The 17,744-nt window shown below is 70.0% G+C and carries 14 protein-coding genes; 5 read left to right on the top strand and 9 right to left on the bottom strand.

What is annotated here, in order from left to right; genetic code table 11:
• Positions 1-182: 182 nt before the first annotated feature.
• From ACZ5VQ_RS04625 to ACZ5VQ_RS04600, 6 genes are all read right to left on the bottom strand, one after another.
• Entirely contained in the window at positions 183-1,238 is a 1,056-nt protein-coding gene (locus ACZ5VQ_RS04625; RefSeq protein ID WP_469103674.1) for a BMP family lipoprotein, read from the bottom strand.
• Between the two features lie 301 nt (positions 1,239-1,539).
• Positions 1,540-2,796, bottom strand: a complete 1,257-nt coding sequence (locus ACZ5VQ_RS04620; protein WP_469103673.1) for an amidohydrolase — start codon at positions 2,794-2,796, stop codon at positions 1,540-1,542.
• Positions 2,797-3,194: 398 nt separating this feature from the next.
• Entirely contained in the window at positions 3,195-4,439 is a 1,245-nt protein-coding gene (locus tag ACZ5VQ_RS04615) for a hypothetical protein (RefSeq protein ID WP_469103672.1), read from the bottom strand.
• Positions 4,440-4,490: 51 nt separating this feature from the next.
• The gene (locus ACZ5VQ_RS04610) at positions 4,491-5,429 is read right to left on the bottom strand and encodes an N-acetylneuraminate synthase family protein (protein WP_200396238.1); all 939 of its coding nucleotides are present in this window, start codon (positions 5,427-5,429) and stop codon (positions 4,491-4,493) included.
• Positions 5,430-5,443: 14 nt separating this feature from the next.
• On the bottom strand, positions 5,444-6,757 hold the full coding sequence (locus tag ACZ5VQ_RS04605; RefSeq protein ID WP_469103671.1) for a cytidylyltransferase domain-containing protein: 1,314 nt from the start codon (positions 6,755-6,757) through the stop codon (positions 5,444-5,446).
• A 62-nt stretch (positions 6,758-6,819) separates the two neighbouring features.
• Positions 6,820-8,181 (bottom strand): DUF6716 putative glycosyltransferase, encoded by a 1,362-nt coding sequence (locus tag ACZ5VQ_RS04600; RefSeq protein ID WP_469103670.1) that lies wholly within the window; start codon positions 8,179-8,181, stop codon positions 6,820-6,822.
• Positions 8,182-8,379: 198 nt separating this feature from the next.
• Here ACZ5VQ_RS04600 and ACZ5VQ_RS04595 point away from each other — a divergent pair, with 198 nt between their 5' ends.
• The 4 genes from ACZ5VQ_RS04595 to ACZ5VQ_RS04580 all read left to right on the top strand — a co-directional run bounded on the left by ACZ5VQ_RS04595 (position 8,380) and on the right by ACZ5VQ_RS04580 (position 13,075).
• Positions 8,380-9,357 carry a glycosyltransferase family 2 protein gene (locus ACZ5VQ_RS04595; protein ID WP_362072203.1) on the top strand — a complete coding sequence of 326 codons (978 nt, stop codon included), beginning with the start codon at positions 8,380-8,382 and terminating at the stop codon, positions 9,355-9,357.
• Positions 9,354-10,688: a polysialyltransferase family glycosyltransferase gene (locus ACZ5VQ_RS04590; RefSeq protein ID WP_469103669.1), complete on the top strand. Its 1,335-nt coding sequence runs from the start codon at positions 9,354-9,356 to the stop codon at positions 10,686-10,688. Before ACZ5VQ_RS04595 ends, ACZ5VQ_RS04590 begins: the two co-directional genes overlap by 4 nt.
• A 196-nt stretch (positions 10,689-10,884) precedes the next feature.
• Entirely contained in the window at positions 10,885-12,045 is a 1,161-nt protein-coding gene (locus tag ACZ5VQ_RS04585; RefSeq protein ID WP_469103668.1) for an acyltransferase family protein, read from the top strand.
• A 91-nt stretch (positions 12,046-12,136) separates the two neighbouring features.
• Complete coding sequence (locus tag ACZ5VQ_RS04580) at positions 12,137-13,075, top strand: class I SAM-dependent methyltransferase (protein WP_469103667.1); 939 nt, start codon at positions 12,137-12,139, stop codon at positions 13,073-13,075.
• A 91-nt stretch (positions 13,076-13,166) separates the two neighbouring features.
• Here ACZ5VQ_RS04580 and ACZ5VQ_RS04575 read toward each other — a convergent pair whose 3' ends face one another.
• Positions 13,167-13,817, bottom strand: coding sequence for a TetR/AcrR family transcriptional regulator C-terminal domain-containing protein (locus tag ACZ5VQ_RS04575; protein ID WP_469103666.1), 651 nt, complete (start codon positions 13,815-13,817; stop codon positions 13,167-13,169).
• 70 nt (positions 13,818-13,887) lie between these two features.
• On the opposite strand from ACZ5VQ_RS04575, the gene ACZ5VQ_RS04570 reads away from it, so the two are divergent.
• Positions 13,888-15,366 (top strand): FAD-dependent oxidoreductase, encoded by a 1,479-nt coding sequence (locus ACZ5VQ_RS04570; protein ID WP_469103665.1) that lies wholly within the window; start codon positions 13,888-13,890, stop codon positions 15,364-15,366.
• A 20-nt stretch (positions 15,367-15,386) separates the two neighbouring features.
• On the opposite strand, the gene ACZ5VQ_RS04565 is transcribed toward ACZ5VQ_RS04570, so the two are convergent.
• Both ACZ5VQ_RS04565 and ACZ5VQ_RS04560 read right to left on the bottom strand, forming a co-directional pair.
• Positions 15,387-15,962 carry a Uma2 family endonuclease gene (locus tag ACZ5VQ_RS04565; protein WP_469103664.1) on the bottom strand — a complete coding sequence of 192 codons (576 nt, stop codon included), beginning with the start codon at positions 15,960-15,962 and terminating at the stop codon, positions 15,387-15,389.
• A 92-nt stretch (positions 15,963-16,054) separates the two neighbouring features.
• Positions 16,055-17,635, bottom strand: a complete 1,581-nt coding sequence (locus ACZ5VQ_RS04560; RefSeq protein WP_469103663.1) for an acyl-CoA mutase large subunit family protein — start codon at positions 17,633-17,635, stop codon at positions 16,055-16,057.
• Between the last annotated feature and the right edge of the window lie 109 nt (positions 17,636-17,744).

The raw sequence follows: 17,744 nt of genomic DNA, 5'->3' as shown, positions 1-17,744 counted from the left end.
GACCGGGTGCGGGCTTGCCGACCGCAAAGGTCCGTCCATGGCGGATGACCTGCGAGGGGAACGCCGGAGCGGGCGGACATCGTGGATGTCCGCCCGCTCCGTATCACTTCAACCGCTTTGTTCGACTTGTGGCGCTTCGCCCGTTCGGGCGGTGACGGGCCCGGAGGCCCGCCATCGGGCCACTACTCGGTCTTCACCTTGATGGTGCCGTCGATGATGCCCGCCTTGGCCTTGGCCACCGCGTCGGTGAGACCGGCGATCTCGCCCATCTTCGGGTTGCTGTCGGCCAGGCCGACGCCGTCCACCTTCAGGTCGAAGGTCTGGACACCGGTGAGCGGCTTGCCGTCCTCGACCGACTTGGCGAGGGAGTACACCGCGCCGCCGACGTCCTTGAGCGCCGACGTCAGGATGTAGTCCTTGTACGCGGCCAGCGCCTCCTGCTCGTACTGGTCGGAGTCGACACCGATCGCCCAGACCTTCTTCTTGGCCGCGGCCTCGATGACACCCTGGCCGGACAGGCCGGCGGCCTGGTAGATGACGTCCGCCTTCTTCTCCAGCTGGCCCTCGGCGGCGGCCTTGCCCTTGTCGGGGCTGGAGAAGCCGCCCTCCTCGGCGGTCTGCGTCAGGTACTGGGAGAGGACCTTCACGCTGGGCTTGGTGTCCTTGACGCCCTGCGTGTAACCGGCCTCGAACTTGTGGATCAGCGGGATGTCCACACCGCCGACGAAGCCGACCGTGTTGGTCTTGGTGGCCTTGGCGGCCGCGACACCGGCGAGGTACGAGGCCTCCTGCTCGGCGAAGACGAGCGACGCGACGTTGTCGCCCTCGACCACGGAGTCCACGATGCCGAAGCTGGTCTTCGGGTACTTCTTCGCGGCGGCCTCCAGCGCGGGGCCGTAGGCGAAGCCGACACCGACGACCGGGTTGTAGCCCTGCTTGGCGAGCGAGACGAGGCGCTGCTCCTTGTCGGCGTCCGTCTCACCGTCGGTGGGCTCGATGTCGGCGGTCTGGTAGCCGAACTCCTTCTTCGCCTTCTCCAGACCGGCGTACGCGGCGTCGTTGAAGGACTGGTCGCCCTTGCCGCCGACGTCGTAGGCGATGGCAAGGCCCTTGCCGCCCTTGCTCTCGCTGCTGTCACTACTGCTGCTGTCGCTGCTGGTGCCGCCACAGGCGGTCGCCGCCAGTGCCAGCGACGCGACCCCCACCGCGACGCGGGTCAGGCTGGATATCCGACGCATCTGAAGTTCCCCATTCTCCAAGCCCCGCAGTGGGTGCTGAGTTCGGCGCACATTAACGCGCGTAGACCCTTGAGGGAACGGGATAGCGCTTGGCCGTTATCCATTCGTGCCGATGGCCGGTTACGTCCTTGTGAACCCCGGGATCGAAAGGTGCACATGGGCACACAGCACCCACCACGGCAGTCACGCTCCGCACAGGGACGGTGGAGTCCGCGTGACGACACGAGTGGTTGTTGACAGTGGACCACGCTACTGCGCGGGGGTACGCGGCGCGACCGGAAGGACCGGTCGCGCCGACCGCTCAGGCCCCGGCGTCGAGGAGGGCGGCCGCGGTGAAGAGCTCCACTCCCGCGGTGATCGCCGACTCGTCCGCGTCGAAGTCGCCCTGGTGCAGATCCCGTACGGTCCGCTCCCCCGGTGTGCGCACTCCGAGCCTGGCCATGGCCCCGGGCACCAGCTCCAGGTACCAGGAGAAGTCCTCGCCGCCGAGGCTCTGCTCGGTGTCCTCCACGGAGTGGAGCCCGCGCCGGGCGACCATGGCGTCCCGCAGCAGGTCGGTGGTGTCCGGGTCGTTGACGACCGGCGGCACCCCGCGGATGTAGTTGATCTCCGACTTGGCCCGGTACAGGTTCGCGATCTCGTCGATGGCCGCGTGCACCAGATCGGGCGCGGCCCGCCAGGAGGCGAGATCCAGACACCGTACGGTCCCGGAGAGCTCGGCGTGCTGCGGGATGACGTTGCAGGCGTGGCCCGACTCGATGCGGCCCCAGGTCACGGCGAGGCCGGACCGTGCGTCGACCCGCCGGGCGACCAGGGCGGGCACGTCCGTGACGACGCGGGCGGCGGCGGTCACGAGGTCGGTGGTGAGGTGGGGCCGTGCGGTGTGCCCGCCGGCCCCGTCCAGCGACACCTCAAGACGGTCGCAGGCGGAGGTGATGGGGCCGTGCCGCAGCCCGATCCGGCCCGCGTCGACCTTCGGGTCGCAGTGCACCGCGACGATCCGGCCGACGCCGTCCAGCGCCCCGCACTCGATGACGTCCGGGGCGCCGCCGGGCAGTACTTCCTCGGCGGGCTGGAAGATCAGGCGCACGGCCCTGTTGAGCAGGCCCTGCTCGTGCAGCTGGGCGAGGACGAGTCCGGCCCCCAGGACGACGGTGGTGTGGATGTCGTGGCCGCAGGCGTGGGCCCGGTCGGGCACGGTTGAGCGGTATCCGCACTCCGTCTTCGTGTCCGGGATGGGCAGGGCGTCGATGTCGGCACGCAGGGCGAGCATCGGACGCGCGGGGTCCGGGTCGCCGATGTCACAGATGAGTCCGGTTCCGATGGCGAGCACGCGGGGGTGAAGGCCTGCCCGCTCCAGTCGCGCCTTGATGGCGGCGGTGGTGCGGAACTCCTGGTTGCCGAGCTCCGGGTGCATGTGCAGGTCGCGGCGGAAGGCTACGAGTTCGGCGCGCAGCGCCTCGGGCAGCGTGCCGGGGAGTGCGCCGGGCAGGGCGCCTGCGAGCGCGCCCGGAAGCGTGGCTTCCCCGGGCTGGTCGGCCTCGGAATCTCGGGACATCAGTTGGTTCACCCTCTGAAGGGTAGGGCGACGCGACGGCCAACTGACCCACGATCAACAAAACTTCAACCCGTACGGGGAAGAAAACCTGGCCGCGTGGCGCATAGATATTGACTGGGTTGGGTACACTCGCCCGGCTTTTCGGCCGTGTGGATCTTGGGTGGCCGAATGGATCGTGATCCAGGTCTCCTCATGGGAGAACCTCCGGGCGGCGATGCCCATTCCCGGGTCTCCGGGGACAGGCTCTCTACGCATACCACGCATACGTGGCCCTGGCCGGTTCTGTTCACCTGGCGGACAGCACGGAGCCGCGCCCCGTCGGGGACGCGGGGAACCGCGCGATCGGCCACAGGCGGTCCGCACCCCGCGTGCGACCGGTTGCCCCTCGGGGTACCGGATCAGGTCGCCGTCGAGACGGCCGACAGTCGGTGGACGTCCCGGGCCGTGCCGGTGACGCCCGAGAGGAAGCCCTGGGCCCGGGGGGAGGCGCTCTCCGTGAGCCAGGCCGGGTCGATGTCGCACACCGCGACCTTGACCTCCGTGCCGACCAGAGCGAGCGGCAGCGTGTGCACCACGGTCGACGGGAAGCTGAGGATCGTACGGCCGATGGGGCCGCGGCGGGCGATCAGTTCCAGGGGGAGGTCCGGGCGGACGATCTCCAGGCCGGTCTCGACCGCGAGCCGGTGCAGCTTGTCCGGGCTCTCCCGGCGGTGGGCGAAGTACCGGGTCGCGCCATAGGTCGTGGCGAGCCCCTTCACCGCCTCCAGATAGCGGTCGGGGTCCACGACTCCCGTCTCCACCAGGGACGTTCCGACCAGGTCGGCGCCCTTCGTGATCCGGGGCGGGCCGAACCGGGACCGGGTCCAGGAGAAGTCGTTGGCCGTGATGGTGACGCCCTCGGGCGTCTCGGTGATCGGCATGGAGGAGAAGACCTCCACCCGCCGCCCGTTCCCCGGCGTGAGCCGACGGCGGGCCCGGGCCGAGACCGGTGCGAAAACCAGGTCCCGGGCCCCGGGACGACCGCCGCGGCGGTGCCAGCGCACCAGCCGCTCACCCTTGGCAAGCTGGGAGACGAACTCCATCGTCGCGGTCCCGTCGTCGACGACGACGAGATCGCGGGCGCGGGTGATGGACAGCAGCAGCTGCACGTACCGCGAGAAGGGGTCGCCCATCACGATGCGCCGCGCGCGCCGCAGCAGTGGCGCGAGCCCGCCGACCGTGTGGAAGGGCGCGGTCGCACCGCCCCGTGCCTCCTCCCACCGCACCTCGTACCCCTCGTCCCGGGCCAGCTCTGCCATGCGCCTGAGCTGCCCGCGGGTCATCGGGTCGGTCGGCGAGAGGACGACGAGGGTGAGCCCCGCCCCGGCCCCGTCGGGCCTGCTGACCCCACCGGCCCTACCGGCCTTGCCGACACCGCCGGGCCGGCCCGACCGGCCGAACCTGCCGGTCCCGCCGGGCCTGCCGGCTCCCAGTTCCGGGCCCGGGGGTCCGGAGGGCTCGCCCGTGATCCTGAGGGCAGCCGCCCTGAGGGCATGTGCGTGCGCCCACTCCAGGACGTTCAGGAGCTGCACCGGGCTCTCCACGAAAGCCAGTGTGGCGGGTGCGGGTGACTGGGGGCCGGTGGACCCGGCGCGGGGACTCATCGACGTACGACCGTCGCTTTCCCTTGATCCTGATCGGGATTCGGAGGTGACTCAGACCGCGACGGGCTCGCCCGCCGCCGCCGCGATCTCGGCCTCGGCGACGACGCCCGGGACGCGGCGCAGCTTCTTCATCGGGCCGAGCTCGGACTCGTAGACCTTCTTGACGCCGTCGCCGAGGGAGGCCTCGATGGTGCGGATGTCGCGGACGAGGCGGGTCAGGCCCTGCGGCTCGACGGAGGCGGCCTGGTCGGAGCCCCACATCGCGCGGTCGAGGGTGATGTGACGCTCGACGAAGGTGGCGCCCAGCGCGACCGCGGCGAGGGTGGTCTGCAGGCCCGTCTCGTGGCCGGAGTAGCCGATCGGGACGTTCGGGAACTCGGCCTGGAGGGTGTTGATGACGCGGAGGTTGAGCTCCTCGGCCTGCGCCGGGTAGGTCGACGTGGCGTGGCACATCAGGATGTTGTCGCTACCGAGGACCTCGACCGCGTGGCGGATCTGCTTCGGCGTCGACATGCCGGTGGAGAGGATGACCGTGCGGCCGGTTCCGCGCAGGGCGCGCAGCAGCTCGTCGTCCGTGAGGGAGGCGGAGGCCACCTTGTGGGCCGGGACGTCGAACTTCTCCAGGAAGGCGACGGCCTCGGTGTCCCACGGGGAGGCGAACCAGGCGATGTTCTTCGACTTGGAGTACTCGTCGATCTGGCGGTACTCGTCCTCGCCGAACTCCACGCGGTGGCGGTAGTCGATGTAGGTCATGCGGCCCCAGGGGGTGTCGCGCTCGATGTCCCACTGGTCGCGCGGGGTGCAGATCTCCGGGGTGCGCTTCTGGAACTTCACGGCGTCGCAGCCGGCCTCGGCGGCGGCGTCGATCAGCTTGAAGGCGTTCTCGAGGTCGCCGTTGTGGTTGATGCCGATCTCGCCGACGACGTAGACGGGGTGACCCGGGCCGGCGGTCTTCGAACCGAACTGGCGCAGACGGGAGTTGGTGCTCATGGTGGAGAAGTTCCTTACTTGTCGAGGGAGTCGAGAGAAGGGCCGAGGATCCAGCTGGCGATCTCTCGGATCGCGCCGTCGCCGCCGGGAACGGTGGTGACCGCGCGCGCGGCGCCGCGTACGACGTCGTGGGCGCTCGCGACCGCCACGGGCCAGCCCACGAGGGCGAAGCACGGGAGGTCGTTGACGTCGTTGCCGACGTAGAGCACGCGCTCGGGCGCGATGCCCTGTTCCTCGCACCACTGCTTCAGTGCGAGGTCTTTCCGGTCGATGCCGTGGAGCACCGGGATCTGCAGCTTCCGGGCTCGGGCGGCGACGACCGGGTTCTGCTCCGTGGACAGGATCAGCATCGTGAGGCCGCTCTTGCGGAGGGCCGCGATACCGAGTCCGTCCCCGCGGTGCACGGAGACGAACTCCCGTCCGTCGGAGTCGATCAGCACCCTGTCGTCGGTCTGGGTGCCGTCGAAGTCGAGGACGACCGCGTCGATGTCTTCGGCGGTCGGGAGGGTGCCGGGGCGGTTCGCGTCGAAGAGCGGCGCGAGGGCCCGGGCACGGGCGAGGTCGTGCGGGTCGTCGATCTCCAGGACCCGGGCGGGGTCGGTGCGGACGAGTTCCGTACGGCCGAAGAAGCGGTGCTTGTGCTCGCGCAGCCCCGCCGCGTTCATGGCGTAGGCGGCGCCGGTCTCCAGGAGGTCCTGGGGGCGGTCCTGGCGGCGCGGGCGAAAGGACTTGTCGTGGTTGACGCCGTAACCGCCGTCCGTGGCCGTGGTGTTGGCGACGGTCGTGCCACCGCCTAGCGCCCGGGTGCGCTCGGTGTCGACGGCGGTCGGGTCGTCGTCCGCGTCCCGCCAGATGAAGCCGTGGAAGGGCGCCACGGTCAGCGCGGTGTCCGCGCCGTTCTCGACGACCGCGCCGGCGACCCCGTCGATGTCCTCGCGGATGATGAAGGGGCTGGTGCACTGCACGAGGAGCACGGCGTCGACGACGGAGCCGTGCAGCGCCTCGTGGGCGTCCATGGCGTGCAGGACGGCGGCCTCGGAGGTGGCGGTGTCGCCGGCGATGGCGGCGGGGCGGAGCACGACCTCAGCGCCGGCCTCGCGGGCGGCGGCGGCGATCGCCTGGTCGTCGGTGGAGACCACGACGTCCGTCACGAGCCGGGCCGCGACACACTCGCGCACCGCACGGGCGACCAGCGGCACGCCTCCGACGGGGAGGAGGTTCTTGGCGGGGACGCCCTTGGAGCCGCCCCGCGCGGGGATCACCGCGAGCACCCGGCGCACCGGCTTCACGCGGCCCGTTGTCGCCTGGCCCGCTTGCGAGTTGGTCATTGGCTGTACTCCTTGAGGAGGGTTCTGGACGCCCGCGGCTCGCGGATCCGTCGGGAGGGCGGTCACAGCTCGCCCATGCGCCGGATGACGGGCGCCACACGCTGCACGCCGTGCCGGTAGGCGCCGCGCGCCGCCCGGCGCACGATCTGCCGGACCGGGCCCGGTTCCTTGTCGGCGTCGGGGGCACCGGGCAGCGGGCTGCCGTCCGGGCCGAGGTGGTGGCGGGCGAGGATGCCGGGCAGATAGCCGGGCGCGGTGGCGGGGGTGTAGTAGGGGGCAAGGGCGGTGAGTCCGCCCTGCCCGAGCAGCTTCGCGATGCGCTCACGGGCCGCGTCGAAGGCCGTCTCGTACGAGCCGTCGGCCGCCACACCCTGCCGGCTCACCCACTGCTCGTCGGGCGACGGCTCGTGCCCGGCGTCGAGTTCGTCCCAGGAGGCGAGGCACCCGGAGCCCACGAAGTGGTGGTTGCCGAGCGACTCGCGCACACCGAGGTCGGTGAGGACGACGGTGGGGATGCGGCGATGCAGGGACTCCAGGGCCGCCGTGGAGCTGACGGTGACCAGCAGGTCCGTACGGTCGAGGACCTCGCCCATGTGCCCGTACACGAGGCGGAAGTTGGCGGGCAGGCCCCCCGGGATCCGCTCCGCGAGGCGCTGGTAGGGCTGCTCCTCGATGTGCGTGGTGTGCTCGCCCGGCTTGGAGCGCAGCTTCAGCAGAACCTCGCGGTCCGGGTGCAGCCGGGCGTGCTTCACCAGCCGGTTCAGCAGGTACGTACGGTCCTTGCGGCTCTCCGGGACGGAGGGCTGCGCGGCGAAGACGACCGTGTACGGGTCGTGCTTCTCGTAGGCGGCGCCGCCGAGGAAGGGCAGCGCGACCTCGGTCACCGAGGAGGCGTCGGCGCCCACTCCCTCGTACACGGCGGTGAAACGGTCCGCGTCCTGGCGGGAGTTGGCGAGGACGAGGTCCGCGCCGTGCCGCAGCAGCAGACCGTCGGCGAGCTTCTCGTAGACGACCCCGACATAGCCGGTGACGACGACGGGCCGCTTCACGCGCCCCGGTCCGAAGCGCTCCCGCCACTGGTACGAGAGTCCGTGCAGCATCGCCTGGACGGCGCCGCCGACGAGCGAGAGCACGACGAGGTCGTACGCGGGCGCCCCCTCAGTCCCCTCAGCCCCCTCGGAGGCGCGGGACATCTCCCGCAGGAACTCCACGGCGGTGACCTCCCGGAGGGAGTCCGCGCGCACGCCGACCTCTTCGAGCTGTCGGGCGGTGGGGGTCGCACGGCCTCGCAGGAGGAAGCCGTCGAGCCTGATGTCCGAATCGGCCGGTGCGATACGGTTCGCGGTGAGCGCGCCCCATTTCCACCGGGTGTCGGAATCGGCGAGGACGGCGACTCGCAGGGACTTCGAGGTACTTGCTGGCACATCCAAGACGCTAGGAAGCGATTCCGATGTGCGGCCCAACCAGAATGCAACAAAGGGTTAACAGCACATCGCCGAATGGCGAATCAGCCCCGGATCGGCAGCGGAAAAGGCCTGATTCACCAATCCGCCACGCGTCGTTCACCTTGCATCTCACCGGCGGTCAAGACGAATGCCGGGCCGCCGCCTAACGTCACACGGGTGGTCAAGCTCTCCGTCATCGTGCCGTTCTACAACGTGCAGCAATACGCACCCGACACCCTGAGGAGTCTGCGTGCGAACGCACGCGAGGACTTCGAATTCATTCTCGTCGACGACTGTTCGCGCGACGAGACCCCGGACATTCTCGCGCGCGCGGAGCGCGAGCTCCCGGGCGCGGTGCATGTCAGACACGAGCAGAACGGAGGGCTGGCCACCGCGCGCAACACGGGAATCGACGCGGCACGCGGCGAATATCTCACGTTCCTCGACGGGGACGACTGGCTGGCCCCCGGCTACTACGAACAACTCCTGGGCGCCATCGAGGACTTGGGGTGCGACTTCGTCCGTACCGACCATGTCCAGTGCACCGCGCGGGCCCGCGCCATCCACCGGGTGCCGCACGGCAGGCGCGGTGTCGTACTGAATCCGCGCGAGGCGATCCTGCCCGCCGACCGGTCCACCTCCGTCGACTACGCCTACGCGTGGGCGGGCATCTACCACCGCCGGCTGGTCGACCGTGGCCTGCTGCACTTCACCGACGGGCTGCGCACGGCCGAGGACCGGCCGTGGATCTGGAAGCTCCACCGGGAGGCCGAGTCGTTCGCCACGGTGGGGCTGCTCGGTGTGTTCTACCGGCGTGGCGTCGCGTCCTCGCTGACCCAGATCGGCGATGTGCGCCAGCTCGATTTCATTCGCGCGTTCGACCAGGTCGTCGTGGAAACCGCGCAGGACCCGGACGCGGACAAACTGCTTCCCAAGGCCGTGCGCACATATTGCGCGATTATTTCCCATCATCTGGGATCAATCGAAAGGTTCGAGCCACAGGTGGCACGGAAACTGAAGTCGATGAGTGCCGCGGCACTGCGCCGTATGCCGCAGAACGTCCTCGACGAGGCCCTCGACTCCATGGACGTCCAGCGCGCCACCCGGCTGCGCAGGCTGCGCCGCCGCCCGGCCGCCGCGGGGGTCGCCGCGTGACCACGCAGATCTTCCTGGCGTCGACGCTGTACGGCACGGCCACGCTGGCCGCCGCCCTCGACTCCGACTGTTTCGCGCCGGCGGACCGCCGCATCCTGCTCGTCTGCAACAACACGGCGACGCCCGAGACGACGCCCGGTGTCGACGAGATGCCCGGGTTCGAGCGGCTGCGCGAGCGGTTCGACGACGTGGTCTCGTGGAACGAGACCATCTCCCCGTTCCACCCGGGCGGCTGGGCTCCCCGGCTCGACGACGTCCCGATCTGGGAGCGGCACCTGCGGCTCGCGTGGGGGCTGGGCGACGATCCCGTGGAACTCGCCGTCGAGTCGATCCAGGTCAATCCGGCGCTCGGCGTCACGCAGATCTTCACCGGCGCACCCGTCACCGTGTACGCCGACGGCCTGATGAGCTACGGCCCCACCCGCAACAAGATCGACCCGCTGGTCGGCACCCGCGTGGACCGGCTGCTCCACCTCGACCTGGTCCCGGGCCTGCGGCCCCTCCTGCTCACCGAGTTCGGTGTGGACTCGGAGATCGTGCCGACGGACGCCTTCGTGAAGGTGCTCGCCGAACTGGTCGACACGGGCGACTCGTTGCCGGTGGTCGACGAACCGGCCCTGCTCCTTGGCCAGTACCTCTCCGCGCTCGGCATCCTCACGCCCGAGCAGGAGGAGGACCTCCATGTGCGGATGCTGAAGGGCGCCGTCGAACTCGGCCACACCCGTGTGGTGTTCAAGCCGCACCCCTCCGCGCCGGCCCGCTGGACCCGCGGCCTGGAGAAGGAGGCCGAGAAGCTGGGCGCCGACCTGACGGTGCTCGACACCCCGGTCCTCGCAGAGGTCCTCTACCAGCGGATGCGTCCCGCCCTGGTCGTCGGATGCTTCTCCACGGCACTGCTCACGGCCTACGCGCTGTACGGCCTGCCGGTCGCCCGCGTCGGCACCGCCGCCCTGCTGGAGCGGCTGACGCCGTACGAGAACAGCAACCGCGTCCCGGTGACGGTCGTCGACGCGCTGCTGCCGGACCTGACCGACCGCAAGGCGGTCACCGAGCAGCGCCGGGGCACGGACGAGCAGGGCCTGACCGACCTCGTGCGGGCCGTCGGCTACGCGATGCAGCCGAAGATCTACCCGGACCTGCGCCCGGCCGCCGAGGCCTATCTGACGAAGCATCTGAACACGCACACCTGGCGGTACTTCAAGCGCAAGCGCCTCACCTCGCTGGCGCTGCCGGGCGCGGTCCCGGCGCAGCTGGCGTTCCTTCCGCGCAACGCGACCGTGCGCCGGGTGGCCCGCCGCGCCCGCTCCCTGAAGAAGGCAGTAGGCCGCTGAGTTCCTCCGGGAAATAAGAACAAACAGACGGTGAATTCATGGGGTCCGGTCGGAGAATGATCAGTTCTTCAACCGGGCCCCACCTGTGAGTCGGACTAGTGTGCTGTGAATTAACTGAGGCCCTCGGAGGCCCCGGGTCACAGAATCCACGGCCCGCAGTACGCATGACTTCACAGAACGGCCGTTGAGGGGACCCGTGACCGACATTCCCGAGGACACACGTACGACGTCCGTGGGCACGGTGGTCCGTGCCGTCCTCCCGGCTGCCGACAGGCCCAGCCCTCCACAGGTGAAAAGGCCTCGGGAGAACCGGCTGCGGGCCCTGGACGGGCTGCGGCTGATCGCCGCGCTGATGGTGGCGGCGTACCACTACGGCGGTCGTGGCGGCGAGGTCACACAGGCCTGGGGGACCTCGGCGAAGGCCCAGTTCCCGACGCTGCACTCGTGGTTCGCGTACGGCTGTCTGGGTGTGCAGGTCTTCTTCGTCATCAGCGGCTTCGTGATCTGCATGAGCGGCTGGGGAAGGCCGCTGCGCTCGTTCTTCGCCTCCAGGGCGTCCCGGCTGCTGCCGTCCTACTGGGCGGCGATCGTCATCGTGACGGTGGTGTTCGCGCTACCCGTGGTGGCGTACAGGACGGTCTCGCCGAGCGACACGCTGGTGAACCTGACCATGATGCAGCAGCCGCTCGGCGCGGACCGGGTGCTCGGGGTCTGCTGGACGCTCTGGGCGGAGGTCCGCTTCTACGCGCTGTTCGCGCTGTGCGTCGTCATGCCGGGCGCGACCCGGCAGCGCGTGATCATGTTCTGCGCGGTCTGGACCCTGGCCGCGGTCCTCACCCAGGCCGCGAACGAGCCGCTGCTCGACCTGGTCCTGATGCCCGAGTACGCGCCGTTCTTCATCGGCGGCATCGGCCTCTACCTGGTCCACCGCGACCGGCACGACGCGTACGCCTGGGGCATCGTCATCGTGAGCTGGCTGATCGGCCAGCACCAGGCGGTGCGCGGGCTGTGGCACGCGCCGAACCCGGACTTCTTCTCCTACCGCACCTCGTTCGGAATCGTCCTCGTCGTCACGTTCGGCTTCGTCGCGGTCGCCGTGATCGCCCTGGGGTGGCTGAACTGGGCGAACTGGCGCTGGCTGACGGTCGCGGGCGCCCTGACGTACCCCTTCTACCTGGTGCACGAGCACCTGGGCTGGGTCACCATCGAGGCGTACCACCAGAAGCTCGACATCCCGGCGTACGCGACCCTGCCCCTGACGATTCTGACGATGCTCGCCCTGGCCTGGCTCCTCAACCGGTTCGTCGAGGACCCGCTGACACCCCGCATGCGCAAGATGCTCTCCAAGCCGCGCTGACGCCGGATCCTCCAGCGACGACGCGCGCTCTGTTCACCGGACATTCAGGTTCTCGAAAGTTCGCCACGTACCGAGGGAGAAGACTCATCACATGGCCAACTCACAGCAGACCCCCAGCCACCCCGGCGAGCTCAAGGACGTCCCGGGCTGGTTCCCGCCGCTGGACCAGGTGCTCTTCACCTGGCTGCTCGAACAGCAGGAGACGGAGGGGATACAAGGCGATCTGCTGGAACTCGGCGTCTACATGGGCAAGAGCGCGATCCTCCTCGGCCACCATCTGAGGGACGACGAGAAGTTCACGGTGTGCGACCTGTTCGAGGGGGACGCACCGGACGAGTCCAACCGGGCCGAGGCGACGAAGTCGTACGCGTCACTGACGAGGCAGATCTTCGAGCGGAACTACCTCTCCTTCCACGACACGCTGCCGACGGTCATCCAGGGCCCGAGCTCCGTGATCTCCAAGGAGGTCTCCGCCACGACCTGTCGCTTCGTCCACATCGACGCCTCGCACCTGTACGAGCACGTCCACGGCGACATCGGCGCGGCCCACGACATCCTGCTGCCCGGCGGCATCGTGGTCCTCGACGACTTCCGCTCCGAGCACACCCCCGGGGTCTCGGTCGCCGCGTGGGAGGCCGTGCTCAACCGCGGTCTGCGGCCCATCTGCCTCAGCACCCAGAAGCTGTACGGGACCTGGGGCGACCCCGAGCCGCTCCAGGAGAAGCTGCTCGCCATGATCAAGGAGCGGGACGACTTCGGTCTGAGTGTGCAGATGGCCGCGGGGCACCGGCTGATCCGGACCAGGTCCCAGGGCATGAAACCGCCGCCGTTTCCGCGTTCGCGCCATTTTGTGGAGCCCGCCGCCGCCGTTCCGGAGCCTGTGCGGCAGCCTGCCCCGGCCGCGGCGCGGCCCCCGGCCCGGGGTGCCGGGCGGTCCCGTACCCGCCGTCTCGCCCTTGACCTGCTGCCGCCGGTCGTCACGCGGGCCGTGCGGCGCAGTCGTGCCGCCAAGCGCGCGGAGCGCGGCTAGGCGCTTCGCGCGCTTTGGGGGTGGTGTGTCGGCTGCGGGATCGTTGTGGCTTGTCGCGCAGTTCCCCGCGCCCCTTTCGGGGCGCTGCCCCTCACGGGGCCCGGTAGCGGGTCTCGATGCCTGTGATCACCAAGTCCAGGCCCTCCTCGAAGTGTTGGTCGTAGTTCTCGAAGATCTCCGCGCCCGCCTGAGTCGACAAGGGATAGTCGGCCATCAGGCGGGCGCGTTCGTGTACGTCGTAGCCCTCTCGGCGTTCGCCGGGCAGTGGCTCGACGCCCTGTTCCTCGGTGACGAACCCGAGGGTGTAGAGGTACGTCGTCGACATCGCGCGGACCGCCTGGGCGAGGGTGAAACCGGCGGCCGTGAACAGGCGCAGGTTGTCCTCCATCTGCCCGGCGTGCTCGATGCCGGTGAAGCGTGAGCCGCTGAACACCTTCGCGCCGTCCCGGTAGCCGAGCAGCGCGTCTCGCAGCCCCCGGTTGGCCTTGCGCAGCCGCTCCTGCCAGGTGTCGTCCGGGTCGAGGGCGGTGCCGGCGATCATCCGGCGGTACATCTCGGTCGCCATCTCGTCGAGCAGCGCCTGCTTGTCCTTGAAGTGCCAGTACAGAGCGGGCGCCTTGACGTCCAGCTCCTTCGCGATGGCCCGCAGGCTGAGGCCGTCCAGGCCCACCTCGTTCAGCAGCCTCAGGGCGGTGTCCGCGACGCGTTCGCGGTCGAGGGGCGCTCGGCGTTCCGTATTCACACTTGACAGCTTAACGGCGTTAAGGCCACTCTCGAAGAGCAGCGAACTTAACAGTGTTAAGGAGTGCGGGATGGCCACGCAAACGACCACGCATACGCATGACCCCAAGGACACAGCAGACACAGACGTGCTGATCGTCGGCGCGGGCCCCACCGGGCTCGCCCTCGCGGTCGACCTGGCCCGGCGCGGGGTGCGCGCCCTCGTCGTCGAGCAGTCTGGTGAGCTCTTCCCCGGCTCGCGCGGCAAGGGGATCCAGCCGCGAACCATGGAGGTCTTCGACGACCTCGGCGTGCTGGACGCGATCCGGGCGGGCGGCGGTCTGTATCCCGTCGGGATGATCTGGCAGGACGGGACCCGGCAGGGCGAGCACCGGATGTTCGACGAGACGGAGGCGACGGAGGCCGAGCCCTACGCGGGCATCCCGTGGATGGTGCCGCAGTGGCGCACGCAGGAGATCCTGTTCACGCGGCTGGCGAAGCTGGGCGGGAGCGTTGCCTTCGGCCGCGAGCTGACCGGCCTCTCCCAGGACGCGGACGGCGTGACCGCGGCCTTCGCCTCCGGCGCCCCGGTCCGGGCCCGCTACGCCGTCGCCGCGGACGGCGGCCGCTCGGTCGTGCGCCGCTCGCTCGGCATCGGCATGACCGGGGAGACCGTGGACCCGGGTCCGGCGATCGTGGCGGACCTGCGCATCAGCGGACTCGACCGCGACAACTGGCATGTGTTCCCGCCCGCCGGCGGCGAGGGCTTCCTGGCGATCTGCCCGCTGCCGCACACGGAGGACTTCCAGCTGGCGGGCGGCTTCGAGGATCCGGCCGCCGAACCGGACCTGTCCCTCGACGGCATCCGGAAGCTGGTCGCCACGCGGACGCACCTCGCGGCCGACGACGTGACCGAGGTGCGCTGGGCCTCCGACTTCCGGCCGCGCGCCGCGATGGCGGACCGTTTCCGGCAGGGGCGGGTGTTCCTCGCGGGCGACGCGGCGCACGTCCACTCGCCGGCGGGCGGACAGGGCCTGAACACCAGCGTCCAGGACGCCTACAACCTCGGCTGGAAGCTCGCGGCCGTCCTGCGGGGCGAGGCTCCCGAGTCCCTCCTCGACTCGTACGAGGAGGAGCGGCTGCCTATCGCCGCGCACATGCTCGGTCTCTCCACCCGCGTCCACCGGGGCGAGGTCCGGCGCGGCACGGCCACGCAGCAGCTCGGCCTCGGCTACCGGGACTCCTCACTCGCGCGGGAGACCCGGGAGGGCCTGCCCGAGGGCGCCCTTCACGCGGGCGACCGCGCCCCGGACGGCATCCGCGGCGGCGTACGCCTCTTCGACGCGTTCCGGGGTCCGCACTGGACGCTGCTCGCGATGGGCACGGACACCGACCTGCCCGAGCTCACGGCCCGCACGGTCCGGATTCCTGCGTACGAGGCGTACGGAACCGGGGTGTTCCTCGTCCGGCCCGACGGTTACGTGGGCTGGGCGGGCGGGACCACGGAGGGGCTCGCGGAGTACGCGGCGGGTGTGGGAGTGAGCGCCGTCGGCTGGGCGGCGCCGGAGTGAAAGCCGCTTGCGCCGTGGGGTCAGCCGTCGAGAAGGGTGTCCACCGAGAGTTCGACGCGGACACCGACGGACTCCGGCATGGGCACGCTCTGGCCGCGCTCGAAGTGCTGCGGGCTGGGGTATTTGCCGTTGACCGGATCCGTGAAGAGGAGCACCTCATCGTGCTTGCGGTCCACGATGAGGTAGGCCGGGATGCCGGCCTGGGCGTAACACTCCACCTTGACGTAGAGGTCGTCGGACCAGTTCGAGGACGTCACTTCCACGACCAGGCGGAAGACGTTCGGCGCGTAGTAGTTCTTCGTGACGTGGGCATCGCGGAAGTCCTCGTCGACTACGGAGAGGTCAGGGATCGCGAAATCCTCGGGCAGTGCGGGCAGCCAGAGCCCGATGCCCTGGACGTATTCGTGCCCCGCCTCCACGATCCCTGCCCGGTCAAATGCCCTGCCCAGCTTCGTCAACGACAGAGCATGCGAGCCGTCCGGCGGCGGTGTCACAGTGAGCCTCCCCTGGAGAATCTCCACGCGGTGCCCAGGCAGTGCACGGGAGAGCAGGTCGGCGGCTTCGCCCAACGTCAGCTCGTGCTGCAGTACAGCCACGGCATCCTCCTTTTCGGGGCTCACTCTCCATGAGCGTAACCGGGGGCGGGCGATTTCCGCCCTCGATCACTCGTACGGAGTAATTGCCCAGGTCAGAAGGCATCCGACGGCACGTAGGTCCCCCAGACCTCCCGCAGGGCGTTGCACACCTCGCCGACCGTCGCCCGGGCCCGCAGCGCGTCCTTCATCGGGTACAGGACGTTGTCCTCGCCCTCGGCGGCCTTCTTCAGGGCGGCCAGGGCCAGGTCCACCGCCGACTGGTCGCGCTCGGCACGCAGTCCGGCCAGGCGTTCGGCCTGCTGGGCCTCGATCGCCGGGTCCACGCGGAGCGGCTCGTACGGCTCCTCCGCGTCGAGCTTGTACCGGTTGACGCCGACCACGACCCGCTCGCCGGAGTCGGTCTCCTGGGCGATGCGGTACGCGCTGCGCTCGATCTCGCCCTTCTGGAAACCGTGCTCGATGGCGTCGACCGCGCCGCCCAGGTCCTCGACCCGGCCCATCAGGTCGACCGCGGCCGCCTCCACGTCGTCGGTCATCCTCTCGACCACGTACGAGCCCGCGAACGGGTCGACGGTCGCGGTCACGTCCGTCTCGTAGGCGAGGACCTGCTGGGTGCGCAGCGCCAGGCGTGCGCTCTTGTCCGTCGGCAGGGCGATCGCCTCGTCGAAGGAGTTGGTGTGCAGCGACTGGGTGCCGCCCAGGACGGCGGCCAGGCCCTGCACCGCCACCCGGACCAGGTTCACCTCCGGCTGCTGCGCGGTCAGCTGCACGCCGGCCGTCTGCGTGTGGAAGCGCAGCATCAGCGACTTGGGGTTCCGCGCCCCGAACTCCTCGCGCATCACCCGCGCCCAGATCCGGCGGGCCGCACGGAACTTGGCGACCTCCTCCAGGAGCGTCGTACGGGCCACGAAGAAGAACGACAGACGGGGCGCGAAATCGTCCACGTCCATGCCGGCCGCGACCGCCGTACGGACGTACTCGATGCCGTCGGCGAGGGTGAACGCGATCTCCTGCGCGGGCGAGGCACCCGCCTCGGCCATGTGATAGCCGGAGATCGAGATGGTGTTCCACCTCGGGATCTCGGCCCTGCAGTACTTGAAGATGTCCGCGATCAGCCGCAGCGAAGGCTTGGGCGGGAAGATGTACGTGCCGCGCGCGATGTACTCCTTCAGCACGTCGTTCTGGATCGTGCCCGTGAGCCTGTCGGCCGGTACCCCCTGCTCCTCGCCGACCAGCTGGTACATCAGCAGCAGCAGCGCGGCGGGCGCGTTGATCGTCATCGACGTCGACACCTGGTCCAGCGGGATGCCGTCGAACAGCACCCGCATGTCCTCGACCGAGTCGATCGCCACCCCCACCTTGCCGACCTCGCCGTGCGCGATCGGGGCGTCGGAGTCGTGGCCCATCTGGGTGGGAAGGTCGAAGGCCACCGACAGGCCCGTCGTGCCGTTCGCGATCAGCTGCTGGTAGCGGGCGTTGGACTCGACGGCCGTACCGAACCCGGCGTACTGCCGCATGGTCCACGGCTGCCCGGTGTACATCGACGGGTAGACGCCCCGCGTGAAGGGATACGCACCGGGTTCGCCCAGTTTCTCCGCCGGGTCCCAGCCTTCCAGGGCCTCCGGCCCGTAGACCGGCTCGATGGGCAGTCCGGACTCCGACTCGCGCGCCATGATGTCTGCCTCCCACTGGACCGGGACGGGCCTGTGCCCCCAAGAATGCCGCGTAGTTCGCAACCGGGCACGCGCGGGAAACATCTCAGGGGACACGACGCACCACCGG

Source organism: Streptomyces sp. NPDC033178, from assembly GCF_055577685.1.
Note: the sequence above shows the minus strand (reverse complement) of the source record. Positions and strands in the feature narration are given on the sequence as shown.

Bases quoted from the DNA above. Each gene is read 5' to 3' on its own strand.
- ACZ5VQ_RS04625 (WP_469103674.1), bottom strand. From the start codon at position 1,238: ATGCGTCGGATATCCAGCCTGACCCGCGTCGCGGTGGGGGTCGCGTCG.
- ACZ5VQ_RS04620 (WP_469103673.1), bottom strand. From the start codon at position 2,796: ATGTCCCGAGATTCCGAGGCCGACCAGCCCGGGGAAGCCACGCTTCCG.
- ACZ5VQ_RS04615 (WP_469103672.1), bottom strand. From the start codon at position 4,439: ATGAGTCCCCGCGCCGGGTCCACCGGCCCCCAGTCACCCGCACCCGCC.
- ACZ5VQ_RS04610 (WP_200396238.1), bottom strand. From the start codon at position 5,429: ATGAGCACCAACTCCCGTCTGCGCCAGTTCGGTTCGAAGACCGCCGGC.
- ACZ5VQ_RS04605 (WP_469103671.1), bottom strand. From the start codon at position 6,757: ATGACCAACTCGCAAGCGGGCCAGGCGACAACGGGCCGCGTGAAGCCG.
- ACZ5VQ_RS04580 (WP_469103667.1), top strand. From the start codon at position 12,137: ATGGCCAACTCACAGCAGACCCCCAGCCACCCCGGCGAGCTCAAGGAC.
- ACZ5VQ_RS04570 (WP_469103665.1), top strand. From the start codon at position 13,888: ATGGCCACGCAAACGACCACGCATACGCATGACCCCAAGGACACAGCA.
- ACZ5VQ_RS04560 (WP_469103663.1), bottom strand. From the start codon at position 17,635: ATGGCGCGCGAGTCGGAGTCCGGACTGCCCATCGAGCCGGTCTACGGG.